Origin of the sequence: Limosilactobacillus sp. WILCCON 0051, assembly GCF_039955095.1 — a bacterium.
GTDB lineage: Bacteria > Bacillota > Bacilli > Lactobacillales > Lactobacillaceae > Limosilactobacillus > Limosilactobacillus allomucosae.
This window is the reverse complement of sequence record NZ_CP154878.1, coordinates 487,667-513,901: the sequence shown is the minus strand read 5'-3', so window position 1 is coordinate 513,901 and position 26,235 is coordinate 487,667. Positions and strand designations below refer to the sequence as shown.

The 26,235-nt window shown below is 44.0% G+C and carries 29 protein-coding genes, 2 tRNA genes and 1 other annotated feature; of the genes, 15 read left to right on the top strand and 16 right to left on the bottom strand.

The genetic code is table 11. From position 1 onward, the window contains the following. Positions 1-84 precede the first annotated feature (84 nt). The 5 genes from upp to ABC765_RS02325 all read right to left on the bottom strand — a co-directional run bounded on the left by upp (position 85) and on the right by ABC765_RS02325 (position 4,383). The gene (upp, locus tag ABC765_RS02345; protein ID WP_347980632.1) at positions 85-720 is read right to left on the bottom strand and encodes a uracil phosphoribosyltransferase; all 636 of its coding nucleotides are present in this window, start codon (positions 718-720) and stop codon (positions 85-87) included. Positions 721-804: 84 nt separating this feature from the next. Further along, positions 805-1,830, bottom strand: a complete 1,026-nt coding sequence (locus tag ABC765_RS02340; protein WP_347980631.1) for an L-threonylcarbamoyladenylate synthase — start codon at positions 1,828-1,830, stop codon at positions 805-807. 21 nt (positions 1,831-1,851) lie between these two features. Further along, positions 1,852-2,712, bottom strand: a complete 861-nt coding sequence (prmC, locus tag ABC765_RS02335; protein ID WP_347980630.1) for a peptide chain release factor N(5)-glutamine methyltransferase — start codon at positions 2,710-2,712, stop codon at positions 1,852-1,854. After that, positions 2,705-3,787, bottom strand: coding sequence for a peptide chain release factor 1 (gene prfA / locus ABC765_RS02330; RefSeq protein WP_347980914.1), 1,083 nt, complete (start codon positions 3,785-3,787; stop codon positions 2,705-2,707). The genes prmC and prfA overlap by 8 nt, the downstream gene beginning before the upstream one ends. An 8-nt stretch (positions 3,788-3,795) precedes the next feature. Then, positions 3,796-4,383, bottom strand: a complete 588-nt coding sequence (locus ABC765_RS02325; RefSeq protein WP_034541238.1) for a thymidine kinase — start codon at positions 4,381-4,383, stop codon at positions 3,796-3,798. Between the two features lie 238 nt (positions 4,384-4,621). Here ABC765_RS02325 and ABC765_RS02320 point away from each other — a divergent pair, with 238 nt between their 5' ends. From ABC765_RS02320 to ABC765_RS02310, 3 genes are read left to right on the top strand one after another with little or no spacing between them, the layout of a single operon-like run. Further along, complete coding sequence (locus ABC765_RS02320) at positions 4,622-5,959, top strand: Mur ligase family protein (RefSeq protein WP_347980629.1); 1,338 nt, start codon at positions 4,622-4,624, stop codon at positions 5,957-5,959. Continuing rightward, positions 5,959-6,666: a glutamine amidotransferase gene (locus ABC765_RS02315; RefSeq protein ID WP_347952818.1), complete on the top strand. Its 708-nt coding sequence runs from the start codon at positions 5,959-5,961 to the stop codon at positions 6,664-6,666. Before ABC765_RS02320 ends, ABC765_RS02315 begins: the two co-directional genes overlap by 1 nt. A 19-nt stretch (positions 6,667-6,685) precedes the next feature. After that, positions 6,686-6,994: a hypothetical protein gene (locus tag ABC765_RS02310; protein ID WP_347952817.1), complete on the top strand. Its 309-nt coding sequence runs from the start codon at positions 6,686-6,688 to the stop codon at positions 6,992-6,994. A gap of 33 nt (positions 6,995-7,027) precedes the next feature. Here ABC765_RS02310 and ABC765_RS02305 read toward each other — a convergent pair whose 3' ends face one another. From ABC765_RS02305 to ABC765_RS02280, 6 genes are all read right to left on the bottom strand, one after another. Then, positions 7,028-8,047 (bottom strand): serine hydrolase domain-containing protein, encoded by a 1,020-nt coding sequence (locus tag ABC765_RS02305; protein ID WP_347980628.1) that lies wholly within the window; start codon positions 8,045-8,047, stop codon positions 7,028-7,030. 68 nt (positions 8,048-8,115) lie between these two features. After that, complete coding sequence (locus ABC765_RS02300) at positions 8,116-8,955, bottom strand: homoserine O-succinyltransferase (RefSeq protein WP_347980627.1); 840 nt, start codon at positions 8,953-8,955, stop codon at positions 8,116-8,118. A gap of 61 nt (positions 8,956-9,016) precedes the next feature. Then, positions 9,017-9,252, bottom strand: a binding site (T-box leader). A 71-nt stretch (positions 9,253-9,323) separates the two neighbouring features. Further along, positions 9,324-11,174: an ABC transporter ATP-binding protein gene (locus ABC765_RS02295; protein ID WP_376752311.1), complete on the bottom strand. Its 1,851-nt coding sequence runs from the start codon at positions 11,172-11,174 to the stop codon at positions 9,324-9,326. Continuing rightward, positions 11,158-12,900 (bottom strand): ABC transporter ATP-binding protein, encoded by a 1,743-nt coding sequence (locus ABC765_RS02290; protein WP_347980625.1) that lies wholly within the window; start codon positions 12,898-12,900, stop codon positions 11,158-11,160. Before ABC765_RS02290 ends, ABC765_RS02295 begins: the two co-directional genes overlap by 17 nt. Further along, positions 12,893-13,348 (bottom strand): MarR family winged helix-turn-helix transcriptional regulator, encoded by a 456-nt coding sequence (locus tag ABC765_RS02285; RefSeq protein ID WP_006500309.1) that lies wholly within the window; start codon positions 13,346-13,348, stop codon positions 12,893-12,895. Before ABC765_RS02285 ends, ABC765_RS02290 begins: the two co-directional genes overlap by 8 nt. Positions 13,349-13,540: 192 nt before the next feature. Continuing rightward, positions 13,541-14,152: a hypothetical protein gene (locus tag ABC765_RS02280; RefSeq protein WP_347952811.1), complete on the bottom strand. Its 612-nt coding sequence runs from the start codon at positions 14,150-14,152 to the stop codon at positions 13,541-13,543. Between the two features lie 236 nt (positions 14,153-14,388). Here ABC765_RS02280 and ABC765_RS02275 point away from each other — a divergent pair, with 236 nt between their 5' ends. Together ABC765_RS02275 and ABC765_RS02270 are read left to right on the top strand one after the other, a co-directional pair. Then, positions 14,389-15,519, top strand: a complete 1,131-nt coding sequence (locus tag ABC765_RS02275; RefSeq protein WP_347980624.1) for an excinuclease ABC subunit A — start codon at positions 14,389-14,391, stop codon at positions 15,517-15,519. A 69-nt stretch (positions 15,520-15,588) separates the two neighbouring features. Further along, a complete protein-coding gene (locus ABC765_RS02270) occupies positions 15,589-16,404 on the top strand; it encodes a hypothetical protein (RefSeq protein ID WP_347980623.1) in 816 nt (271 codons plus the stop codon). Between the two features lie 550 nt (positions 16,405-16,954). Here ABC765_RS02270 and ABC765_RS02265 read toward each other — a convergent pair. Further along, positions 16,955-18,097: a site-specific integrase gene (locus ABC765_RS02265; protein ID WP_347980622.1), complete on the bottom strand. Its 1,143-nt coding sequence runs from the start codon at positions 18,095-18,097 to the stop codon at positions 16,955-16,957. Between the two features lie 96 nt (positions 18,098-18,193). Further along, positions 18,194-18,823: a helix-turn-helix transcriptional regulator gene (locus ABC765_RS02260; RefSeq protein WP_347980621.1), complete on the bottom strand. Its 630-nt coding sequence runs from the start codon at positions 18,821-18,823 to the stop codon at positions 18,194-18,196. 167 nt (positions 18,824-18,990) lie between these two features. On the opposite strand from ABC765_RS02260, the gene ABC765_RS02255 reads away from it, so the two are divergent. From ABC765_RS02255 to ABC765_RS02220, 8 genes are all read left to right on the top strand, one after another. Then, entirely contained in the window at positions 18,991-19,233 is a 243-nt protein-coding gene (locus ABC765_RS02255) for a helix-turn-helix transcriptional regulator (RefSeq protein WP_272223378.1), read from the top strand. Then, positions 19,233-19,463 carry a helix-turn-helix domain-containing protein gene (locus tag ABC765_RS02250; RefSeq protein ID WP_242075204.1) on the top strand — a complete coding sequence of 77 codons (231 nt, stop codon included), beginning with the start codon at positions 19,233-19,235 and terminating at the stop codon, positions 19,461-19,463. Before ABC765_RS02255 ends, ABC765_RS02250 begins: the two co-directional genes overlap by 1 nt. Before the next feature lie 77 nt (positions 19,464-19,540). After that, positions 19,541-19,738 (top strand): hypothetical protein, encoded by a 198-nt coding sequence (locus tag ABC765_RS02245; protein WP_347980620.1) that lies wholly within the window; start codon positions 19,541-19,543, stop codon positions 19,736-19,738. 4 nt (positions 19,739-19,742) lie between these two features. Then, entirely contained in the window at positions 19,743-20,150 is a 408-nt protein-coding gene (locus ABC765_RS02240) for a hypothetical protein (RefSeq protein WP_347963333.1), read from the top strand. A 29-nt stretch (positions 20,151-20,179) separates the two neighbouring features. Then, complete coding sequence (locus tag ABC765_RS02235; RefSeq protein WP_272216458.1) at positions 20,180-20,425, top strand: hypothetical protein; 246 nt, start codon at positions 20,180-20,182, stop codon at positions 20,423-20,425. Between the two features lie 19 nt (positions 20,426-20,444). After that, entirely contained in the window at positions 20,445-22,790 is a 2,346-nt protein-coding gene (locus tag ABC765_RS02230) for a phage/plasmid primase, P4 family (protein WP_347980619.1), read from the top strand. A 301-nt stretch (positions 22,791-23,091) separates the two neighbouring features. Further along, a complete protein-coding gene (locus ABC765_RS02225; RefSeq protein ID WP_347980618.1) occupies positions 23,092-23,271 on the top strand; it encodes a hypothetical protein in 180 nt (59 codons plus the stop codon). Between the two features lie 14 nt (positions 23,272-23,285). Further along, the gene (locus tag ABC765_RS02220) at positions 23,286-23,717 is read left to right on the top strand and encodes an ArpU family phage packaging/lysis transcriptional regulator (RefSeq protein WP_347980617.1); all 432 of its coding nucleotides are present in this window, start codon (positions 23,286-23,288) and stop codon (positions 23,715-23,717) included. A 958-nt stretch (positions 23,718-24,675) separates the two neighbouring features. On the opposite strand, the gene ABC765_RS02215 is transcribed toward ABC765_RS02220, so the two are convergent. Beyond that, positions 24,676-24,747 (bottom strand) — tRNA-Gln (locus ABC765_RS02215). 420 nt (positions 24,748-25,167) lie between these two features. On the opposite strand from ABC765_RS02215, the gene ABC765_RS02210 reads away from it, so the two are divergent. Together ABC765_RS02210 and ABC765_RS02205 are read left to right on the top strand one after the other, a co-directional pair. Beyond that, a complete protein-coding gene (locus tag ABC765_RS02210; protein ID WP_347952808.1) occupies positions 25,168-25,332 on the top strand; it encodes a transposase in 165 nt (54 codons plus the stop codon). Positions 25,333-25,464: 132 nt separating this feature from the next. Continuing rightward, entirely contained in the window at positions 25,465-25,782 is a 318-nt protein-coding gene (locus tag ABC765_RS02205) for a hypothetical protein (RefSeq protein WP_347952807.1), read from the top strand. On the opposite strand, the gene ABC765_RS02200 is transcribed toward ABC765_RS02205, so the two are convergent. Next, positions 25,756-25,828 (bottom strand) — tRNA-Glu (locus ABC765_RS02200). The two genes, ABC765_RS02205 and ABC765_RS02200, sit on opposite strands and share 27 nt — an antisense overlap. Positions 25,829-25,890: 62 nt before the next feature. Then, entirely contained in the window at positions 25,891-26,220 is a 330-nt protein-coding gene (locus ABC765_RS02195) for a hypothetical protein (RefSeq protein WP_006500314.1), read from the bottom strand. Positions 26,221-26,235: the final 15 nt, after the last annotated feature.

The following is a 26,235-nucleotide window of genomic DNA, read 5'->3' as shown; positions in this document are numbered from 1 at the left end:
AAAATGTTAAGACTTTTATCCGGCAAAATAAAAAAGCCCAGCCCGTGAGCAGATCACAGACTGAACCTTTAATGTCAGAGCAGACTACTTAGTACCAAAAAGACGGTCACCGGCATCGCCTAATCCTGGGACGATGTAGCCTTGCTCGTTTAAGCGTTCATCCAAAGCTGCCGTGTAGATGTCAACATCCGGATAAGCGGCTTGGATTGCCTTAACGCCTTCTGGAGCAGCAACCAGGCAAGCAAACTTGATGTTCTTTTCTTCACAGCCCCGCTTCTTTAAGGCGCCAATTGCATCAACTGCCGAACCACCCGTTGCCAGCATTGGGTCGACAACGAATAATTGACGTTCCGAAACATCGCTTGGCAGCTTGACGAAATATTCATGTGGCTTAAGCGTTTCTTCATCACGGTACATGCCGATAAAGCCGATCTTGGCTGCCGGAATCAAATCAGTGAATCCTTCAACCATGCCCAGACCAGCCCGCAAGATTGGCACAATAGCAACCTTCTTGCCGGCCAGTTCCTTTTGCGTCGTTTTGCAGATTGGCGTTTTGATTTCAACTTCTTTAAGCGGCATGTTCTTGGAAACCTCGTAAGCAATCAGCGTTGAAATTTCCTTGACCGTTTCGCGGAAAAACTTAGTCCCAACGTTTTTGTCGCGAATCATCGTTAATTTGTGTTGAACCAGTGGATGTTCAATAACTTCAAACTTGCCCATGAATATATAACTCTCCTTAAATGTTTCTCAACTATTGTACCAAAAACGGACCTGGTTGCTTAGGCAAAAAGCAAATTTTATCAATTATTTGACCGGTGCCTCAAAATGCTTGCCGCCAGCCGATTTATTCAGACGGTTCATGTAGGCTGCGCCCAGACCGGTTGCATCCAAACCCTGTACCAGAATGGAGGCAACGTCTTTTTGATCGTCAAAGAATCGCAATCCGGCAAACAAATGTGCACTGGCATCACTGACGTCTTCGCCAAGCGAGTAGATGACGGCATTATCCGGCCAGCTGAATGCATCCAGGATCTGTTTTGCAGCCATCACTCCAACCTTAGATGGCTGCTTGGCAATCCAGGAGTTAACGCTTTGCCAATTCGTCTGCGGATCAACGATGGCTACTGGAACGCCTGGTGCATAATGGCGATACTTCATCCCTGGAGCTTTAGGCGTTTCATTGGTCCCAACATGGTGCTGATCCAAGTCGATTGAACCGATCACAGATTCAATCTGAGCTTTGGTAACGGCACCCGGACGCAGAATGGCGGGCTGTGGCGTCGACAGATCCAGTACCGTTGACTCAACTCCTACCCGTGTCGGACCATTATCAAGAATCCCGAAAATCTTGCCATTCAAATCATGAAAGACGTGCTGAGCCGTTGTCGGACTAGGCTTTCCTGACGTATTGGCAGATGGGCCAACGATCGGAACGCCGGCTTTTAAGATCAGGTCCAGCGTCGGCTGACAGTCAGGGTAGCGAAAGGCCACGGTTGCCAGTCCACCCGTAACCGTTTTTGAAAGCGAGCCTGGCTTGATCTTTAAAATAATCGTCAATGAGCCGGGCCAAAATGCCTTCATCAGCTGACGCGCACTGTTCGGAATCTCAGCCGCGTACCGTTCAACCATTTCAATCGATGCGACATGAACGATCAAAGGGTTGTCGCTGGGCCGCCCTTTAGCAAGATAGACGTTTTTGACCGCGGCTTCATTAGTAGCATCGGCACCCAAACCGTAGACCGTCTCAGTTGGGAAAGCCACTAACTGTCCATCTTTAATGGCTTGAGCTGCTTGATCAATTTCATTCAGCTTAAAAATTCTTGTTTCCAAAATCGTGCTTCCTTCCCAAACTTAAAAGTTCCATGCATGAATCATCCGCATACGATCGGCCATATCATGACGAGTTTCGATTTGAGCATGTGGCGCAACTTGATGACAAAGATCTTGAATGCTTTGTTCCTGGCCAAATCCGGTTTCGCCAAACAGTTGACCGTGCGGCGTTAAGTGATCGCTAATGCTTTCAAACAGCCGATGATAAAAGCCAAGACCATGCTCATCTGCAAACAGAGCAACCGGCGGCTCATAGTCTAAAACGGCCTTATCCATCAAAGAGATTTCCGACGTTGCAATATATGGCGGATTAGTAACGATCAAATCAAATTTTTGATCTGCCAGTCTAGCAAACATATCGCTTTCGATTTCTGGCAGATTAGTTCCATGCAGACGCTGATTGGCAGTCGCTACCCGCAAGGCGCCAGCTGAGATATCGCTAAGCGTTACCTGCCAAAGCGGTCTTTCAAGCTTTAGCGTAATCCCAATCGCACCACTGCCGGTTCCCAAATCCAAAACACGCAGCGGCTTATCTTTTGGCATCGCGGCCAACACCCACTCGACCAGTTCCTCAGTCTCGCTTTCTGGAATCAAGACATCGCGACTGACGATAAACATTCGCCCATAAAACGGTGCTTTGCCAACGACATACTGCGGCGGTTCATGATCGGCCACCCGCTCGATTGCCCGCCGAAACCGCACTGCTTCTTCGGATGGCATGCGATCGCGATTATGCATTAAAAGCGTTGTCGTGTTCCAGTCATGAATCATTTTCAAAATAAACTCAGGCGTCTGCGGATCCAATCCGCGTTCTTTCAAGTATTCGGCTGCCCAGCGCTGAGCCTGAAAATAGTTCCAAGACTCACCGGTTGGTTTATTCATTGCGCAGCTGCTCCAGTTTCTTGGTTTGATCGGCAATGATCAATGCCTCGATAATCTCATCCAGATCGCCAGCCATGATCTTATCCAGCTTGTTAAGCGTCAAGCCGATACGGTGGTCGGTAACCCGGTTTTGCGGATAGTTGTAGGTCCGGATTCGTTCAGAACGATCCCCAGTCCCAATTGCATCCTTACGCTTTTGGTCATAGGCACTCTGTTCTTTTTGCTGATAGTAGTCGTAAACCCGCGCTTTTAAGATCCGCATGGCTTTAGCCCGGTTCTGCTGCTGGGAACGCTCGTCTTGCATCGCCACAACGATACCCGTTGGCAGGTGCGTCATCCGAACGGCAGAGGAAGTCTTGTTGATGTGCTGACCACCGGCACCAGATGAGCGATAAACGTCGGTACGAATGTCTTTAGGATCGATATCAATTTCCACGTCCTCAGCTTCAGGCATTACGCCGACCGTTGCCGTTGACGTGTGTACTCGACCAGCCGATTCCGTTACCGGCACCCGCTGAACTCGGTGTGCACCGTTTTCAAACTTCAGCTTGGAGTAGACCTTATCGCCAGTGATCAGCAAAGAGATTTCCTTAAAGCCGCCGACTTCAGTTTCGTTTTTGTCAACGACTTCAACTTTCCAGCCCTGCTTTTCAGCATAGCGCAGATACATGTCGTACAGATCAGCTGCAAACAGACTGGCCTCGTCTCCACCAGCGGCCCCACGAATCTCCATGATGATGTTTTTGTCATCATTTGGGTCTTTAGGAATCAAAAGCACTTCCAATTCCTTTTCCAGCGTGGCCTGCCGTTCTTTAGACGAGGCAATCTCATCTTTGGTCATCGCCGTTAGATCAGGATCATCAATTTCGCGAAGCATTTCTTCGTCATCTTTAATGGTTTGCGTTACCTGTTTATATTCGTTGTACTTTTCAACGGTTTCACGCAGGCTTCCCTCTTCCTTGGACAATTTCATAAACCGTGCCGTGTCGGCAATCACTTCTGGATCACTGATCAGTTCATTGAGCTCATCATAGCGATCGGCAACCGCTTGAAGCTTGTCAAAGATTTCTTCCATTTCCATGATTATTTCTCCTGTTTCTTATTCAGCAGCGGGTGAAAGTAGTGCTTGCGGCAAACCGGGTAGTACGACTCGTTGCCGCCGATTTGAACCTGTTCTCCTTCATAAACGGGATGACCATCAAGCATGCGCAGATTCATGGTTGCCTTATGCGGGCAGAACCAGCAGATGGTCTTCATTTCTTCGATCTTGTCCGCATAGATCAAAAGATATTTGGAACCTTCAAACAGTTCATTACGAAAGTCATTCTTCAAGCCAAACGTCATGACGGGAATGTTTAATTCATCAACGATCTGCGTCAGCTGTAAGACATGCTCTTTGGACAGAAACTGAGCCTCATCGATCAAGACACAGTAAATGCGCTGGTCAATGTTTTTGACGTATTCATAGACATTGGTGTCTTTCATGATTGGGTGGACTTTTCTTTCCAGACCAATTCGACTGGCAATCGTCCCCCGCCCTGACCGCGTATCCACGCCACTGGTCAGTAAAACAACCGGTTTGCCTTGTTCTTCGTAGTTATGAGCTACTTTTAAGACATCGATCGACTTGCCGGAATTCATCGCGCCATACTTGAAGAATAACTGTGCCACGCTCTTTCACCTTTTCTTTGCAATAGTAACTAAATTATACCGAAAATCAGACCTATTTTAAACCGTCTGACTCAAGGCTGCAATTCAGTCGACACAAGTATAAAATTTTATCACAAATTATCGCTGCTGTGGACCTTTTAGATGATTTGAGCATGATGACTTTCTTTTTTTTGATGCAAAGTTTAAAATTGACCGGTACTATAATAAGTTAAAAATTATTTTGCGGAAGGATTTTTTTATGTCACTGAAAAGCTCATTTGCCGAATTTGCTGGCCGCTCCAGCTATTGGTTTTTGCATACCTTCATGCACGGCGGCAGCTCATTGCCAGGCAAGATTACTTTAAAGCTGGATCCCGACATTCTCCAGTCGTTTGCTAAAAAATATGATCTGGTCATCGTTACTGGAACCAATGGCAAGACCTTGACGACTGCACTAAGCGTCCGCGTCCTGCGCGAAAAATACAGCGATGTCTTGACCAACCCCACCGGCTCAAACATGAAGCAGGGAATCGTTACGACGTTTATCACCGCACCCAAGCCAAAGCAAAAAGGGCTGGCTGTCTTGGAAGTTGACGAGGCCAACGTAGCCATCGTCACCTCCTATATCACGCCAGTTGCCTTTGTCTTTACCAACATTTTCCGTGATCAAATGGACCGCTATGGTGAAATCTACACAACCTATGAAAAAATTCTCAAGGGCGTGCGGATGGCACCAAAAGCCACAATCATTGCCAATGGTGACGAGCAGCTCTTCAACACGCAGAACCTGCCAAACCCCGTTATCTATTACGGCTTTAACCATGAGCATCACGATGACTTGAGAGCGCCAGCCAATACTGACGGTCTGCTTTGTCCTAAATGTCAGCACATTCTGCACTACCACCTGATCACCTACGCTGGCTTGGGCGACTACTTCTGCCCTCATTGTGGCTTTAAGCGTCCTAAGCTTGACTATGCCGTCACCAAGCTGGGAAAACTGACGCCAACCAGCTCGACGTTTGAACTTGACGGCCAGGAATACCGGATTGAAATCGGTGGTCTCTACAACATCTACAATGCGCTGGCAGCCTATGCGCTTGGCCGCTTCCTAGGCGTCAGTCAATCACAGATCAAGCATGCCTTTGAATCCGACGAGCGAGTCTTTGGGCGCCAAGAAGAGATCAACATCGATGGTAAAAAAACGACGCTGATTCTGGTCAAGAACCCCGTTGGCCTCAATCAGGTTCTTGATATGATCGAGACTGATCCTGAACCATTCAGCTTTGTCTTTTTGTTAAACGCCAACTACGCCGATGGAATCGACACCAGCTGGATCTGGGACGGCGACTTTGAAAAGCTGACTCAGCATGACATCAAGCAGTATATGACTGGCGGCGAACGCTACAAGGATATCACCACGCGGCTGACGATGGCCGGCGTCGACAAGATCTGGAAAGAACCAGAACTTGCCAGCGTACTGACCAAAATCAAGGATCTGCCGACTGATCACGTTTATGTTTTAGCCAGCTATACGGCCGTTTTACAGCTCCGTAAACTATTGGCCGAAAAAGGATACATTAAAGGAGGGATGGACTAATGACCAAGTACCATCTGAATCTGGCCCATCTTTATGGAGATCTGCTAAACACCTACAGCGACGTTGGCAACATCATCGCCTTGCGCTATTATGCCAAACAGATGGACGCCGACATTGCCGTTAAGGTTGTCAGTATTGATGAGGAATTTAATCCTGACGAGTTTGACATAGCACTGTTTGGCGGTGGCCAGGACTATGAGCAGCTGGTTGTCTCAAAAGACCTGCCCAACAAGAAAGCTGGAATCGAAAAATTTATCAATGACGGCAAACCGCTGCTGGCGATCTGCGGCGGCTATCAGCTCCTGGGGCACTACTATGTTGGCGCAAACGGTGAAAAGATTCCCGGTCTGGGCGTTTTGGATCACTACACGCTAAGTCAGGATCATAACCGTTTTATTGGTGACATTACCATTAAAAATGAAGAAACTGGGCAAGAATACCATGGCTTTGAAAATCACAACGGCAAGACTTATCTGGGCAAGGGTGAGCGTCCATTGGGCAAGGTCGTTTCCGGTCACGGCAACAATGGCGAGGATGGCAGCGAGGGTGCGATCTACAAAAACGTCTATTGTTCTTATTTCCACGGACCAATCTTGACGCGCAACGGTGAAATCGCCAAAAAGATCCTGTTGGCTGCCCTGCATCACAAATATCCCGCTGCCGATTTTAGTCAGGCAGAGGCCCTGGAAATCAAGCCGACCTTCTAGTCAAAGGAATGGTGAATAAATGATTAATGATGATCTCTATGCTACTTTGATCACGATTATCTTTATTGTTGAAAGCTTTTGGGAATTTCGCTTATATGCCTGGCTGCGCGGTAACCAAGATCTGGCCCGTGATTCTCAGTTAAAGCAGCGGCTGGCTAGCACCATGCGCGTTGAAAGCAAATGGAACTGGGGCTCTTGGCTTTTGATTATTCTCTTGCTGATTGCGCCTGACAACTGGGTGCTGCCTTTTGGATGCCTGCTGGTTTTATTTGAAACGCTGGTCATCAAACGAATGGACAATCTTAAAAATTCAATGCAGAATCAATAATAAAAACGTCACGCAGCGCTGCGTGACGTTTTTTTACTGGTCCTTTTCATTTAGATACGTTGCAAACAAGCGATCTCTGGCATCCAGGAAGGCTTGATTGTCGGCACTTGGATGAACGCGATTGGACAAGACGATCATCCCTTGATCAGTCTGTTTGTCCAAAACCATCCACGTTCCCGTATAACCAGTATGCGAAATAACAAAATGATGATCGCAGCTGCGCGAATGGAACAGTTTCCAGCCAAAGCTGCGCAGATGCTCGCCATTCATCGGCGTCTGATCATAAAACAGGCTGTTGATCGTTGCCAGTTCGACCAGTCCATCCAGATTCGTTTCAAGCAAGGCATGACTGAACTTCAATAGATCATCCAGCGTGGCAAACATTCCCGCGCTGCCGCAGTGCTCGCCTAAGACATAGCCTTTAGGATCATGCGTCTGACCGCGAATCAATCCCCGTTCTTTTTTAATCTCGGTTGGCACGCACTTGGCCGGATCCGGGAAAAACGTCGTATCATTCATCTGCAGCGGTCCTAAGATCCGTTCCGTAATTGCTTTTTGAATCGGCTCACCCAGGATTTTTTCGGCAATCCAGCCAGCATAGATCAAGCCAACGTCAGCATAGCGGATCTGCTTATTTAAATTGGGGCCAACGCGCAGAGTGTTGAGCATTTCTTTAGTCAGCTCAGCGGCCGGCAGCTCATCGCGATGCGGAATATAGCCTTCGATGCTGGAAGTGTGCGTAAGCAGATTGCGAATCGTAACTCGATCATCATTCAGCTCTGGCAGCCAGTTGACGACCGGATCATCCCAGTCCAAAAGTCCCGCGTCCTTTAGCTGCATGATCACGGGAACGGTACCCACGACTTTGGTCAGTGATGCCACATCATAGAGCATGCCATCGATCAGTGGTTCTTTGCTTGGCTGCAGCTGAGCCAGACCGGCCACGTTTTTTAAGGTTGTCTTGCCCTCAAAGATTGCCCAGCTGATGCCAGGAACGATGCCATCATCAACCATGGCATTCAAGGATTGGATCGTATTTTGATATTCGCGCATGTTTTGACCTCTTTAATTAGACTCGGTCTTTATTCTAACACATTCACGGTCAAATCGATGGCTGATCACTAGCCAGCTAAGCCATTGAGCCAGTTGCGATAAAGCTGAATTCCAGGCTGCCGCCACGAATAGTCGATGTCTTGATGATTTTGATCAACATAATAGTTTTTCGGCGGCTGAATGGCCATTCCCTTTTGCTGATCACGCCGATACTCATTGTCGAGCGTATCGGCACTGTATTCGGGATGTCCGGTAATATAGATCGAGTGCCCTTCATCAGCCTGATAGATTAAAGGATCAATCGTCTGGTTGGCGGCCAGTATCTTTAACCCTGCTGGCAGTTGCTTAGGCAGTTCAATTTTGGTATGCCGAGACTGCGGAATCTTGATCGTATTGAGATCTTTTAAAAGCGCTGAATCACAGCTTGCGGTTCCTTGATAAACGCCAAAAAGCTTATGGCTCATTTTCTGCTTGGGTAAGCCGAAATCATTCCAAAGTCCTGCTTGAGCTGCCCAGCATTCATAAATGATCGATTTAACGTGATCGTGAGCCCATTCAACGATCTGTTTAAACTCATCCCAGTAGTCAACGGCTTCAAACGGCAGACATTCGACTGGCGCTCCCGTAATAATCAGGCCATCAAAACATCGCTGGCGAATCTGGTCCAGACAGACATAATGCTGCTTGATTATTTTACTGCTGGTATGACGAAAACGATGGGTGGCCGGATACAGAAACGTCACCGTGCAGTCGATCTGGGTCTCTCGCAGGCGCTGCAGAAACTGCCATTCCGTTGCTTCTTTGGTTGGCATCAGATTTAAAATTAAAATCTCTTTTGGATTGATGACTGCTTCGTTGTTCCAGCGTGACGTTAACTTCAATAAACCGTTGCGTGCATTGACTGCCATGATGATTCCTCCTTAAAAACAAAAAACGTCTTCATCCCGATTTCCCGATTAGTTTAGGAAATCATGGGACGAAGGCGTTTCGTGGTACCACCCATTTTCACTGCCATCTCACAATGACAGTCTCATTCAGTACGGACATACTGGGCGAGATATCGGTCGCTTACCGGCTCAGGTAGCCTATTGACCCCTGAACGAACTCCGAGCTCATCTTCAATCATTATTGGTCGGCCCGCTTTCACCTGATCGGACTCTCTTTAACGACCCGTTGTGATCTACTCTTCTCATCACGGTTCTCATTTTTGTGCTTTATTTTTAATTGATTATTAATCTAACATCTTTTTTTCAAATGTCAAGCACTGACTAACCAGCTAAATCTGATTGCCCAAGAACTGACTGTTGTAAAGATCAGCATAAAAGCCCTGCTTAGCCATTAAGGTTTGGTGGTTGCCCGTTTCAATAATGCGACCATGATTCATGACAATGATCTGCTCAGCATTGCGAATCGTCGACAAACGATGGGCCACGACAAAACTGGTCCGATTCTGCTGAATGTCGTTCATGGCATTTTGAATCAAGGACTCGGTTCGAGTATCGACTGAGCTGGTCGCCTCATCTAAAATTAGAATTTCTGGATTAGCCAAAAATGCCCGGGCAATCGTCAGCAGCTGCCGCTGACCCTGGGAAATATTGGACGCTGATTCATCCAGCACCGTCTGATAGCCATCTGGCAGCTCGCGAATAAAACTGTCGGCATAGGCTAATCTGGCTGCTTGATAAACCTCTTCTTCAGTCGCGTCCTCACGACCATACTTGATGTTGTCAAAGATCGTGCCTTTAAACAGCCAGGTATCCTGCAGCACCATTGCAATGTGCGTCCTTAATTGACTGCGGGTCATCGTCCGCGTATCGTGGCCATCAAGATAGATATGCCCACCCTTGACGTCGTAAAAACGCTCCAAAAGATTGATGATCGTTGACTTACCGGCCCCAGTCGGCCCAACGATTGCGACCATATGATTGGTTGGCGCCTTAAGATTAAAGTCTTGAATCAGCGGCTCGTCATTATAGCTGAACTGAACGTCTTTAAACTCAATCTTAGGCTGATCATGACCTGACAACGGTTCATCTTTTAAGATTCGCTCATCCATTTCCGGTGCATCCAGCACTTCAAAGATTCGCTCAGCTGAGGCAATCGTCTGCTGAATCGTACTGCTCAGATTGGCAACCTGACTCAAAGGCTGTGAGAATTGGTTGGTATACTGCAAGAATGCCTGGACGTTCCCCAGCGTAATCTGGCCATGAATGATCTGTACAGCCCCAATCACGGCAACCAGCAGATAGCCAATGTTTTTGATGCAGTTCATAAATGGGAAGATCAGAATCGAGAAGAACTGTGCCAGCCAGGCAGAATGATAGTACTTCTCGTTTTTCTGCGCGAACTTGGCTTCTTCATCTTCTTCATGATTAAACGTCCGCACGATCGTCTGACCAGCAAAGGTTTCCTCGACTTGTGCATTGATCTTGCCGAGCTCCTCTTGCTGCGTACTGAACAGTTTCTGCGCGCGGGGAGCAATCAAGCCAACGATGCCTAAACTCAAAGGCACGATGATCAGCGCAACCAGCGTCAGTTTCCAGCTGATGGTCAGCATCAACGCCAGCACCCCAACAAACGTAATCACACTGGTAATCATTTGAATCAGGCTCTGCTGCAGCGTGGTGGCAATGTTATCCATATCATTGACCATTCGACTCATCAGATCCCCGTTGCTGTGCGTATCATAGAACTTAACCGGCACGACCTTCATCTTGGCTTTAACGTCACGGCGCAGGTTATAGACCACCTTTTGCGAGATATTGGTCATAATAACCTGCTGTGCCAGACTGAAAAGGCCCGAGAACAGATAAAGCAAAACGACGATGATGGCGATGTGCTTGATCTTGTCAAAATCAATCGGCAATGCGGTCAGATGCTGCCCAGCCTTCATCTGAGCATAGCCCTTCATTATTCCTTGATAGATCGTCGTCGTAGCCTGTCCTAAGATCTTAGGCGAGACGATCGACAAAATTACGGAAATAATGGCCAGCACGATCGAGAAAATCATTCCCCAAGCCCATGGCCGCAGATAGGAAAACAAGCGACCAGTCGTGCCCCAGAAATCCTGTGCCTTAGCTCCCTTGCCGTGTGGTCCGCCATGTGGTCCTCTACGCATGCGCTTCATCTCCTTCCTGAATCTGTGAATGCAGAATCTGTTGATAAGTTGGATTGTCAGCCTTCAACTGAGCATGCGTTCCTTGTCCAACCACGCGTCCTTCATCCAGTACCAAAATCAAATCGGCATCGGCAACCGTTGAAATCCGCTGCGCCACGATCACCGTCACGGCCTGCTTGATCTGCGGGTCGGCTTTTAAGGCCATTCGCAGCCGGGCATCGGTTTTAAAGTCTAGCGCTGAAAATGAATCGTCAAAAACATAAACGGATGCTTTTTTAATGATCGTCCGCGCAATTGCCAACCGCTGCCGCTGACCACCCGAGAAGTTGCTCCCGTTTTGCTCAACGACTGCATCCAGACCGCCAGCTTCCTTGACGAAATCGGCTGCTCGAGCTACTTCCAAGGCATGCCACATCTGTTCATCATCAGCCTGATCATTGCCAAACTGCAGATTGCTGCGAACCGTCCCCGTAAACAGCACGGCTTTTTGCTGCGTTATCGAGATCAAGCTGTGCAGATCATGCTGGCTCAAGCGATTGATTGGCTGATCGTTGACCCGAATCTCGCCTTTTTCAATCTCTAAAAGCCGCGGAATCAGATTCACCAAAGTTGACTTGCCTGATCCCGTTCCGCCAATGATTGCCAGCGTCTGACCAGCTCTAACCTTAAAATTCAGATCGGCTAGCGCCAGTCGTTCAGCGCCATGATAGCGAAAATCAACATGATCAAAGCTTAATGAGGCTGGTTTGCTTAAATCAAGCTTTAGCTGCTGATCCTTTGGCGCATCATGAATGCTGATCGGCTTTTCCAAGACCTCATTGACTCGAACTGCCGACGCCTGCGCCCGCGGAACAAAGACAAAGATCATCGAGAGCATCATGAAGCTGATTAAAATCATTACGGCATAACTTAAAAACGCGATCAGATCACCAACTTCCATTGTCATGTTCGCAATCAGATGGCTGCCCATCCAAATGATGCTGACGTTGGTTAGACTCAAAATCAGGGTCATTACCGGAAACATCAACGAGACCAGCGTAAAGGCCTTGATTCCAGTATCCGTATAGTCGCGATTAGCCTTTTTAAAGCGTTCCTGCTCATAGTCGTCTTGATTAAAGGCCCGAATCACCCGCACGCCAGTCAAGCCTTCTCTAAAAATCAGATTGATGCGGTCGGTCTTTTTCTGAATACTCTTAAACAAAGGCGTGGCCATCGACATGATAATAATAATGACTACTGCCAAGATCGGCAGACTGATCAGAAAAATCTTGGTCAGTCTTGGTTCACGCTGGTAGGCCAAAAAGCAGGCCGCCACCAGCATGATTGGCGACTGAATCATCATCCGCAGCATCTGGACGATCACGTTTTGAATCTGAACCACATCATTGGTCGAGCGCGTAATCAGAGATGAGGTTCCCAACTCTGACATCTCACGCTCCGAAAACCGAAAAACACGCTGATAGATCTGAGCCCGCAGATTTTTGCCGACCTTCATCGCCTGCGTGGCTGCAAAATAGATATTGCCAATTGCCATTAACAGTCCAATCAGCGCGACCCCCATCATGATCCATCCTTCATGAGTAATAAACGACAGATCCTGCTTGACTACCCCACGATTGATAATTTCCGAGGTCAGCGTTGGAATCGTCAAGTCACAAACGACCTGACCAACCATAAATAAAACCGCCAAGACAACGGCCCACCATTGTAGATTACGTTTGGCAATCTTAAGCATGACTATTCTCACCTTCTTTATTTTTTAAACATTCATTTTTGATGTTTTGATCAATTTTTAAAATTAACCGATTAAGTTCCGCTTTTTCCTCATCACTCAGCGTTCCGAATAAGGTTTTGCAGAACCATTGATGACGCTGGTGATTTTCTTTTGCCAGTTCAGTCCCCGCTTTGGTCAGACGGACATGAATGACGCGCTTGTCGCTGACGTCACGCTGTCTTGTGATCAAACCGTCTCTTTCCATTCTGGTCAGAATCTCAGTCATCGAACCCGGCTTGATCTGTGCCAGGCTGGCCAATTCACGCTGCGAGATATTCTCATGTTTCGACAATAGGAACAAGACGCGCCCCTGACCATGAAAGCCACGCTGTTTAGGCTTGGATACCATTCGAATGTCCATACCCAATAAAAACAGATGGCCGAACAGCATTTCATCGCTAATCGACATTTTATTTCCTCCAATTAAAATCGTTAGGTGCATAATAGTTATGTACCTAACGATTTTTTAGTTTACTCTCTTTCCCATAATCGTCAAGCTTTTTTTGAGAATAGAAAAAGCACCCGTTTTAACGGATGCTTTCACTGAGCAAAAAACCATTGCCAACCGTCCAGCGTTCATGACCATTGGCAATGTGGATATTTAGTTAAACTCACCAGTCATTGGATCCATCTGTTGGTATTGACCGGTTGCTGGATTGTATTTGTAGATTCCTTTTAAATGCGAGACATTCGGATCCTGCCCTGCACCGCTGCTGGTCCGCACGTCAACCTGCCAGCTGCCATCACTGGTCTGTGAGGTCATGTATTGGTCGCCATTTTCTGGCTGCAGACCAGCGGCTTGGTTAAGTCCATCAACTACCTGATCGTTAACCGTTGCGGCCGCCTGCGATGACTCATTTGCAGCAGCTGTTTGACTGACTGCCGTTTGAGCTGCTGAAGTCGCTGGCTCGGCTTTCTGAACAGCTGCGGCTGATGATTGAGCAGCCGCACTATCAAGACTGCTGGAAGTTGCGACTGCAGCTGATGAACTGATACTTTGCGACGTTTGGCTGCTGGATTCGCTGGCTTTACTGTTTTTAGCAGCCACGTGCTTCTTTGAGGCGCGCTGATGCGAAACTGCTGTCGCTGAGCTGTTGGAATCGGCTGACTGATTATTGCCGGTCGGAGCGCCGACTGATGCACAGCCCGTTAAGCCCAGCACCATTGCTGCCATCAACAATCCCGTTAGCCAATGCTTCAACTGCTTAATCATGTCAACCGCCCCTTTCCAGATTCAATTTTTCATTACTATTGTAACTCATTTGCAACAATAATGTAATATTTTTTCGAACCGGTATTTATGATATCCGCTGCTGCTTTGACGAATCATCAGCCAACTTGCTGCTTTCGTATTTTGGATCAGACCAGCTGCTTGATGGTTTAATTTGCATTTTAAAACACACGTTCGTATAATTGATTAAAAGTTACCTGAAAGGATGCTATTTTGAGATGCTTGACTACCATAATGAGCCACATGGCGTTTATTTGATGATTGACAATAAGTCTTTTTTTGCCAGCATTGAAAGTGTTCAGCGCGGAATCGACCCATTGGATTCCGTTCTATTGGTCATGGCTGAACACGAAAATAATGGCAGCGGCCTGGTCGTCGCCACCTCGCCACTGGCCAAAAAGCACTTTGGCATTCGCAACGTTGACCGCGGCTACAAGGTTCCCAACGATGCCAGGCTTTTAACCGTTCCACCACGACTGGCGCTTTATCGGCAAAAAAACCGGCAGATCAATCAGATTTTTCGTCGCTATGCTGATGCCGATCATTGGTGGCCATACTCAATCGATGAAAGCATCCTTGATTTAAGCAACACCTGGCCATTTTTTGGCGCAACTCCTGAAAAAGCGGCAGCGGCAATTCAGCGAACCGTTTTTAAAGAACTTGGCTTGCGGACTACAGTTGGGATTGGCGAAAATCCATTACAGGCAAAACTGGCCTTAGATCTGTTCGCCAAGCACGCGCCTAATTTTCAGGGACGGCTTTCATATCATGATTTTGCCGCTCGCATCTGGCCACGGCATGATTTGACCAATATTTGGAGCATTGGGAAAAAAACAGCCACGAAACTAAATCTTTTAGGCATTAATTCCGTTGGTGATCTGGCCCATACCGATCCTCATTGGCTCAAGCACGAATTTGGCGTTGCCGGTACTCATCTTTACGCATTGGCTTGGGGTATTGACCGCACTGATCTTTCTGTGCGGCTGACCCCTAAAAATCCCAGCTGGAGCAGTTCACAGGTCATGCCTAAAGATCTCAGTCATCAAAAAGACATTGAGCAGGGCATCATCAAGGTTGCCAATGATGTAATCGATCGGCTCAGCAGGCATCATCAAAAAGCCGGCCGTATTCGCCTGGGACTTGGCTATGCCAATGGCGTTACTGATAGCAATGGCCGCACCAGCTATAGTCATGAGATGACCATTGAGCCAACTGCTGAACGAAAACTGTTGATCGATCATCTGCTTGGTATTTTTCATCAAGCTTGGTCGGGTGCTGCCGTCCGCAATATTTCCGTTGCATTGAGTCGGCTCAGCGATGCCAACACCCAGCAGATCTCGCTGTTTTGATCGATTGTTGATATTCAACATGACCCCGCTGCCATCTGCGGGGTGATTAAAAATTTAATGAGGTAAACCATGGATGATTCACTTGCCAGTGCTGCTCATCAGATTGCTGAACAGGTCTGGCCATTATTTAAACGATTGCCTAAAACCATCTATCATATTCTGATAGTCAATGATCATTATGACGATCAGTTTAACTTCTTTTTTGAGATTTACCGGCCACATTTTAGAACACATTCCTATCCTCTGTATTCAATGTCCAATCAGCAGCTGGATCAGTTGGAAAAACTGCTGCGTCTGTTGCGTGAACGAGAAGGCCTGCAGATCACCATTGATTTTCGTGGCTTTGACGATCAACGCTGGCCAGGAAGTCAGCGCCGCATTGTCTCCCACCCTTATCAAGCACCGACGTTTAAACAGAATCCGATTATTAAGAATTCCGCAGTTTCGCCCACCATGTCAGCTCCAGTTCGCCTGCCTAAGTATCATGACAAAGAAGCAACCAAGATTGCCAGTGCCTTTTTTAAAAATGAATACATTGACTATGGCATGGGTAAGTGGCATGGCTTTCGCATTGCTGAGCTTAATGAGGTTGAAAATGAATTTGCCGCCTTGCCAATTGAAGCTCCCCAAAATCAGCAGAGCCAATTTGCGATTCGATCATTATTGAAACTCGGCATCGATCAAGGCCAGCCAGTACATCTGCAACTGCAGTTTGGCGGCCGCTGCCATGGCATCAGCGGCATGATCTTAGGCACCACCGAGCAGACCGTTTTTATCAAGCCAGCGCATCAGCACCAGTTGGCCCTGCCATTAAAATTGATTCGCCATGGCGAGCTGCTGGTCAATAATGACATTGATCGTGATCAGCAGTCTGAGTCGCTATAATATCTTTTTCAATTAAATCCTTTGCAGAGTTTTCCACGCCCTGCATCATCCCCAAAAGCCCCCGCCTTATTTTGACGGGGGTTAGATTTTTTTATGTTCTTGAACGCGCATCGACCTTTTCAAACGGTAAATTCCAAAAATTTTGCGTTTGAGCGCCACCGAAAAATCGTTTTGCCTACTGCTGATCAGTTGGCGAGGGCTAAAAAGCGAAATGTTACCAGAAAATCATCGGAAACTAATAAAGGCAGCCCCAATTATGGAACTGCCAAAACACCGTTATATCAACAACTTATCCGCTATTACCTGCCCTATTGTGAAATTTTTCGTTACCAGAAATGTTACCAGAATTTCCTTGTTTTTGAGTGTATCTGCTTGTGAATTAAAATAAAAAAAGTGCATCATATCAACGATTAAGAACGCTGACAGATGCACAATGTTGTTAGGATTGGGTATACAGGGAGCATATCTCAACCGCCTTGAAACATTGATATATCAACCTTTTCAGCGTGGTTAAAAATAACGTCAACCCAAATATCAACCCAAACCGTTTTTATGCATCCATGAACTTGGCGAACTTATCAGCAGTCATTTTCTTTTGATTGGCCGTTACATGAGTATAAACATTAAGCGTGGTTTCAATATTGCTATGGCCTAAACGTTCTTTAACGTCAGATACGGGGATGCCTGCAGCAAACAATAAGCTGCAATGAGTGTGGCGGAAACCATGAACCGTGATATGGCGTAAATGATACTTTTCTTGAATATCATCTAACCAAGTTGTTGGTTTGGTTGGCTGCAGCACCTTATTGTGATTGTTGGTAAAAACTAGCTGATTAAGTTTCATACTGTTATAGCCAAGCATAAACAGGCGCTTTTGCTGCTTAGCCCGCCACTCTTTCAAGCAGGCCATTGTTTCAGCATCAATTGAGATGGTACGAACTGAACCGCGCGTTTTTGGCGATTGAATTAGCAAGCGGTTGTTCATCCCTTTTGAAACAGTCTTATTGATTCTGATCGTACCATTCATAAAGTTAATATCTGACCATTGCAAAGCTAGTGTTTCGCCTTTTCGCATACCTGAAAAAGCAAGCAGACGGAAAAACATATATATTTGATCATCGCCATTGGCCTTGCAGCAGTTTAAGAACTTAATCAATTCATCTTTACTGTAAAAGTTATCAAAATCTTTTGGTTCATAGCCCTTGCGTGGTTTAATTACCTTTTTCATTGGGTTAGTATCGATCAATTCCAAGCGAACCGCATAATCGAAGATATTATTGCTATAAACAACGTATCGATTAAAAGTTTTAGGTGCATCCCTGAACCACTGATTAACTGCTTTTTGGCAGCGTAATACAGTTATTGCATCTATATAGTAATCGCCTAACAATGGTAAAATATGCTTGTTAGCAATTCTATCAGTCGTTGCATAAGTAGATTCCTTAACTGTTTGCTTGTACTGACTGAACCAGAGATCATAAATTTCTTTTAGCTTGTAGCGTTTGACGCGTGGTTTTAACTGACCATTGTCAAACGCTTTTTTTGTTTCATAGTAGGCTGCCAATGCATCATCATAGGTCTTAAAACCACGCTTAAAAGTCTTATGGCTATATCCTTTTTCATTGCTTTGGCCTATATAAAGCGAAAAGCCGTACCTTGTACCATGCTTTGTTTTGTAAGATTTAATTTTCATTTTAGTTAACCTTTCTACTTAATGAGACGAACAATAACAAGTGAGAAAAGGTTAACCCCGCTATTGGGGATGCATGGAAATTGATGCTGCAGGGAATTATTTTAGTTTGTGTTTGTCAGGATCATATGGTTCTGGATTATGGCCGTCAAGATGAATTGCTATTTTCGCAATATCCCAAAGTGCTTGATTTAAAATATCAACAATTTTAATTAGCGTTTCTTCGGTCATACCAGATTTAAGATCACGCTTAGAGCTGCTACTATCGCCTTTTTTTGGTTCTTGATAAAAAGCATCATAAACATAAATAAGTAGATCAATTAATTTATTGTGAACCTCTTCGATAACGCCTAGCTCATCTTCAGCAGGATGGTTATCAAGGCTTTGCATTGCAATATTTGCTTTGGTTTTAAAATCAGCATTTTCATCTAGTTTACCAGTATCAACAAGGTGTTTTATTTCATTTTTTAATTTGTATTTTGGGTATCTTGGTAAATTTTTAAACCAATTATTTTTATCATCAGATAGTCCTTGCAGGTATGATGGCGGAACGTTAAAAAATTCAGATAATTTTTGCCAATATTTTAGCGGTGGTTCTCTTAAACCCTTTTCATAATAAGCAATAGCTTGTGGAGTTACATTTAAATAATTTGCTAAATCTTTTTGTGTTTTATGCTGTTCAAGCCTTAATTCTTTTATTCTATTTCTATTTTTAGGCTGTTTGTTCATATTTTTTCATCACCTTTTAAATATAAATAATACTATTACACGCCAAGATTTATCAACAATTTGTCAATAAAAAAGTAATTATGCCAACAATTTGTTGACTAATATATTTACCCGTTTTATTATTTTGATAAAGCCAACGATTTGTTGAGCTTTAAAGGTGGTGAACAATGATGCAACTTACAGATAGCCAAGTTATCGCTATCAAGCGCAAACGTGGTGAACTAAGTCTTTCTATTGGCGATTTAGCACGTCAAACAGGCGTCAATCGATGGACTTTGAGCGATATTTTAAGCAACGATCATCGCCACGTTTCAAAAGCAACCTATCAAAACCTTACTAATTGGCTTATTGATACGTATGCTGCAGGTGAAAGCAAAACAGACTATGAAACTGTTAAGGGGGTTAAGTGATGGACGAAAAGGAAATTAGCCAAATGGTTAAGGATGCAGTTTTGGACGGTATCAATCGCGCCAAGCATCCCAAATATGACTGGTTAGACGTCAAAGGCGTTTGCGAATGGTTAGGAATCAGCCGCGCCACTCTTTACAAATGGCGCAAGGTTGGCCTGCCATATACCACGATTGATGGAATGGCAATCTACAACAAAGAACAGATTAACAATTGGATGCTTAAACACTAAACAAATTGAGACGAGACGAACAATAACAAGTGAGAAAAAACCGCTGCTGAATCAGCAACGGCAAAAGGGATGGTTTTATGATCACGCAAATTAAAAGCGATATGGCCGCCTTAATCGATATGCAAGGCGAACCAATGACCAAAGCAGGCGCTGCTTTCTGGTACGCATATTTGAACGTGGTAATCTTCGCGGTTTTAGGACTGTATGGAATAGCCGCGCTTAACTTTTGTGAACTGTATCGATATGGCAAACGCTGCTTTAAAGAATCGAGGTGAAACCATGATTAAGGATGCAGCATCCACAAACAATGAATTTTCAGAAATGGAAACCGCAATTTTGGCTTTCATCCCCAATGGTATGGAACGGCCACGACCGTTAAATGAATTAACCATGCTAGTTGTTGGAAAAGATAGCTTGAATGAGCGGCGCAAAGTACGCGACCTAATTAATCATTTGGTAGTAGTGCATCATATTCCAATAGGAGCGCGCTACACCAAGCCAAATGGCTACTATATCGCCACCAATGACCATGAACGCGACCTAGCAATCGAACCATTGATTAGCCAAGTCGTTGAGCTTGAGCGGCGAATTCAATCACTGGTCAATACTGATTTTAGCCAAAACAAAAAACCTGCTGAACTAGAGACCTACCACAATCACTTAGCTAAACAGGTTTTGTTGTTTTAAAAAATATTATTTACGAGGTGTATTTTACCATGAAAAATCAATTATTAGACAACCTATTTGATTTAGAAGAAACTTTAGCCAACTTAAAGAGCATTCAATTGTTGCTAGACCGTCAATTTGACGCCTTGCACGATAGCAATCACAAAGAATATGAACTAGAAACCATGACTGCATCAATTAACTATCTATTAGGTGAATTCAGCAAGAACAACAATCAATCTGAACAGTTGCTGCAAAAGATGGTAAAGGTGATTGCTAATGAACTTGATCGATAACGTTAAGAGGTGAAAACATATGTATGAAAAGATTCCAAATGAGCTGAAGAAACTTTCCCAATGGGGTTATTATCACCGCATCTGGAATGATGAAAAAGGAAAATACAACAAAATCCCCAAAAATCCATACAATGGCGGGGATGGTAAAACCAATGATCAATCCACGTGGTCTGATTTTGATACTGCAATGCAGGCGCTTAAAACTTATCCTGATGCAGACGGTTTAGCATTCTATTTTGCCAATGGCTATGTAGGCTTAGATATTGATCATATTGCTGAAGACCTAAATAATGCCAAGAGTGGCGATACCAACCCAAACAATCTTGTAAACAAAGCCCGTGAATTAACGCATGGCAGTTACATGGAAACCAGTATGAGTGGCGAGGGAATCCACGTTATTTTTAAAGGCGAAATTTTAGGCAAACGGCGGCGCAAAGGTAATTATGAAATGTACCAGTCAGGACGTTTTTTTGCATTGACTGGTAACAGTTTGATGGCTGAACCAGAAATCAAATCGCTTAATAGCCATGATATGAAGATTCTTTATGAGCATTATTTCCACGATGAAAAAGCTGCAGGCCCTACCCAAAAGCAAGTTGAACCCGTTGCTGCTAACAATCTATCAGACGATGAAATTATCGAACGCGCTGAGAATGCATCCAATGGTGAACGCTTTAAATCATTCATGGATGGTGGTTGGGAATCATCCTATAGTAGCCATTCTGAGGCTGACATGGCGTTTGCGAACGATTTAGCTTTTTGGTGTGGTAAAGATTTTGGGCAAATGGATAGAATTTTCAGGCGGTCATCTCTTTACCGCAAAAAATACGATGAAAAGCGCGGCAAAACCACGTATGGCTATGAGCTGCTTAACAAGGCGATTAATGAAACGACAAGCGTATTTAACCCGCATCAACCGCTGAATTTGAATTATGATATGAGCTTTCTACAAAACAACGGGGACGAAACAAAAGGCTTACGGGAAAAAGAAACTAAAACATTGCCAAATTGGGCTTATCTAGACGGCTTAAAAGTTAAAGCATATCCTGCTGCTTTAGGCCATGCAATTTTAGAAGAAAATGATTATTTCTATACAAAGTCAATCGATGGCGCTACCAGTAAAGTTTATTATCAGCTTTATCAATACAACCCTAAAACAGGGCTTTGGGTTGCAATTGGTGATCAAACAATCAAGCATCTAATTTCGGTAAAATTGGTTAGCGTCAACGCTTGGACTGCCAAAACAGCAAGAGAAACATTCCAATACGTATCAGATGGAATTGAAATTAAGCCTATTTCTGAAACTATCGATAACATTCAACCACGTTACGCGCATTTCAAAAATGGCGTTTATGATTTTAAAACGAACCAGATACTGCCACATTCCAAAGAATACTATTTCACTAACGGCCGCGATTATGACCTAGAACCAAATAAAGACGCGCCTGAAACGAATGCTTGGCTAGTTGAATCATTTGGTGATGGCTATAAAACTATGATGGAATATATCGGTTATATGTTTTATAGGAGCTATGAGCCAATTCAAGCATTTGTGATAGTCAAAAGTGGAGGCGGCGAAGGCAAAAGTACCTTTTTCAGAGAGGTAGAAGAACTAATTGGTGATGGTAACTATTCATCCCTGCCATTATCGAACCTTACGCCGCCACTTGGAAATGGCAATAAAAATTTTGACGTTGCTGAACTGTATCATAAACAAGCTAACATTAATGCTGATATTTCAAATAGTATCATTGGCGATACAGGCGCGCTGAAACGAATTACAGGCGGCGATACAATCAGCACTAACGTTAAGAATCACGGAATGATGCAGGCTGAATTTTATGCCAAGTTACTGTTTGGCGCTAACGAACTGCCACCATTCAGGGACAATACACATGGTTTTGAAAGGCGTATTAACGTACTGGAGTTTAGTAGCATCCCTAATTTCAAAGAAAAATATAATTTAAAAACGATTAGGGATGAACGCGGCGCATTTGCTTATGAGTGCATCCAATTGGCAAAGCAGGCTATGGAAAGAAATAGCCTTACTCAAACAGAAAGCATCAAAAAGAACCGCCGCGAATGGATTAACAATAATGATCCCGTGCAAGAATTCATTGATGAATGCTGCACGTTAGGAAAAGATTGCTATATTGAAAAGTCTAATCTTTATGATCAGTACAAAATTTTTTGCCGCAAAAATGCACATAATCCATTAAGCAGCCAAAAATTTAAAGCAGATTTAAAAGTAAAAGGAATTTTTGCAATACGAAAAAGAATCGGTAATGAACGCCCTTATGTTTATGTTGGAATAAGTATGCCATTATATTCTTCAGCTAAAAACATTGTAAAAATGACTAGCTAAGTTTGGACCAACTTTTAACAGTTTGTCCCAACTATGGACCAACTTTTTAACGCTACAAATGCCGTTATATTAACGTTGTCCCAAAAGGACTAAGTTTTTTGAGAAATTAAAATAAAATATTTTATAGTTAGTTAGTTTATTTAGATTATATAAGAATATATAGACAATATATAAAAACTCAAATTTTTAGGACATTTTGGGCCACGCCTACAGCCACAAGGGTTTGAGGGCCATTTCAAATTGGGACAAGTTAGGCCACTTTTTGGGACAAAAGAATAAGCATAGAAAGGAATGATCAATCATGCTGCAGACTGATATTATTTCAAACACTGACCACAAAGAATTGCAATCAAGCATCAATGCTTTTATTGAGAAATATAATTGCGTTTGGGAGGTTAAGCAGATTTTATATTCTACTGCTTGCAATAAAGATGGTGATATTGTTTATTCGGCTGCAATCGTTTTTGACGATTTTGAATAAGGGACTGATGCCACTTGGGAGCATTGTTTAACTTTACAAGCGTGGACGACAAGGCAACTGCTGCTAACGTTAGAACGTTCTTCAGAGAAGATTTATCGCATCTGGAACGCTTATCTGGTCAATCATTAAGGAATGCCCTAGCATCGCCTAGATTGTCGGAGAATGGCAATAATGGCAACCACGCTTTCAATGGTGTTGAGAATGCAGCTATTAATTCAATCGATGCCAAGAACGAATTATCAATCGTGGCTGAGGTCCTTAACCAATGTTCAGAAAGTACCAGAAAGCTAATTACTGATCGTTACATTAGCGACTTAACAGTGTGGCAGGCTGCCAATGCAATTGGTTATGGCCGTACCAGATATATGGAACTATTCAATGCTGCTTGTAATGAGTTTGCAGAACGCTATGCTGCACGCGGCCATGAATTGCGTATCTTTCAATAACTAAACATGAACCCTGCTGATAGCTATCTATTGGCAGGGTTTTGTATTGCAGCATCCCCCCGCCACGTTGCCAATATAAGAGCAATCTGCACATTAACTTGGCTAAACACGCGTGGCAGTTATCAATCTGTTCTTCGAGGGGGCTTTCAGACGCAATGAAAAGCAGCGACCGTTTATAGTTGATCGTTCATGCCTGCTAATGAATCCAATTTCAGCTTTATTTATTAACCACTCGAAGAATTCATTTGTGGACTTAACGAATATCGAATTGATAATTAGCGACCCGTTAAATTGACGGGTTAGCTTGTCTTCATCATTTATGGACTTAGCAAACGTTGCATCGATCATTAACCCCAAGCTATAACGGCTTTCAGACGCAATGAACTATCATGATGCCTTGCAGTCCATTACTTGGCTTAGTCTGAGTTGCTGCAGTCAATCCATAGTCAGGCAAAGCAGTTAGTTATGATCAGATATTTTCATGTTTTATTTTAAATTTCGTTCAATTCAGAAAAAGAACAATCTTTTTGCATTCTTTTTTTAATTGAACTTTTTTTACAGAGTTTTCCACGCCCTGCATCATCCCCAAAAGCCCCCGCCTTATTTTGACGGGGGTTAGATTTTTTTATGTTCTTGAACGCGCATCGACCTTTTCAAACGGTAAATTCCAAAAATTTTGCGTTTGAGCGCCACCGAAGAATCGTTTTGCCTACTGCTGATCAGTTGGCGAGGGCTAAAAAGCGAAATGTTAACCCAAAATAAGAAAAAGCGGCCTAATCAAAAGACCGCTTAAACATTGTTATATCAGTAATTCACTTGCTATTGTTCGCCCCATTAAGTCAACCCAAATATCAACCCAATTTCCTTGTTTTTGAGTGTATCTGCTTGTGAATTAAAATAAAAAAAGTGCATCATATCAACGATTAAGAACGCTGACAGATGCACAATGTTGTTAGGATTGGGTATACAGGGATCGAACCTGTAAATTATGGATTCAGAGTCCACTGCCTTACCATTTGGCTAATACCCAATAAGTTGAGTTGATTGCTTTTAACAACGATTATTAGTATACATAATAATCTATATTGAGTCAACACTTTTTCCAAAATTATTTTTAAAACTATTTATCGTCCAGTTTGTTACTTGAATTTGACTCACCCAATTACGGTTGAGATCAAGTTTCGAATGCAGAATCCATCTAGACAATCCATGCAAGAGACAAAATGCTAAAAGCAGTACTGCTATCCGCAAAATCATAAAATTGCCAACACCAGTTCACCTTCATCATAATACTCAGTCTAATCTAAGCAGACAGTATCCAGTTCAAAATTATAAAAGGACCTTTGATTAATATTTTTCAATAGGAAAATAGCCGACTTTGTGAATGAAATCAAGTCCTAAACGATTGCAATTACCGGACAAAGAGTTTAGTAATTGCAGGTGATATTTTATGAATATATACAGTCCAAAGTTAAAAGGCAAAATCGTTCATGAATACTTTGAACGAAAAGATAACATCAGTATTAGCAAATTAAGCAGACAGCACGACATTGATCCTCGTCGGGTTGGCGAGTGGATCCGCAACTATCGGCTTCGAGGAAAGCTTATTGCCTAACCCATCAAACGAAAATTCAGTCAGAAGTTCAAAGAAGATGTAGTAGACTACCATCAAACCCATGAGGAAACCTTGGAACAAGTTGCCGCAAAATTTGATGTACGTCCAACTTAGGTCAGCTCCTGGAAAAGCATGGCTCAAAAGCACGGTAGCGCAGTCTTGGCATCTCAGAAAGAGAAGGCAGTAAAAACTATGGAGCACAAGCAAAAAGAACCACAACAATGGACGAAAGAAGACAGCGACAAGCATGAAATGACGGCTGAAACGGGTATTTATCGAAATCGCCATCGCCTTGGACCGTTCAAGAACCACTATTTACCGTCGTTCTTTCGTTGCACCAATCAGCTCAGTTTAGCAAATAAAAAGGTCAATGTGCAAAAATCGCACATTGACCTTTTAAAATTATCAAGTTTTACCTTTGTATCACCCACACGGGGATCGAACCCGTAACTCCGCCTTGAGAGGGCGACGTCTTAACCAATTTGACCAGTGGGCAATAGTAACGTACATGTATTAGTTTACGTTACTATGATGGATTTTGTCAATCAATATTTCGAATTATTCATAAGAAAGTTCAATTAAATATACCGATTCGCGTGGAATATGCGACGTCGTAACCCAGACATCATGATATCCCGGAATATCACCACGCGTCTGCTGATAGAAATAATCTAACAGCTCGCCATTTTTGGCAACGAATTCTGGCGCCAACCGATTAACCATTAATTTACTGTCTGGAAAATAAAAATCAGAATCAGCGATCTTCAAATTATCGGGAATCGTAATCGAAATCGCATTTGAATAGAGTGGCATCCGCGTTTTGATCAACTCGGGATGATGATTGATCTTGGACAAAACGTAGTACAAAGTATCAGAATTACTGGCCATCTTATCGCTTCCTTA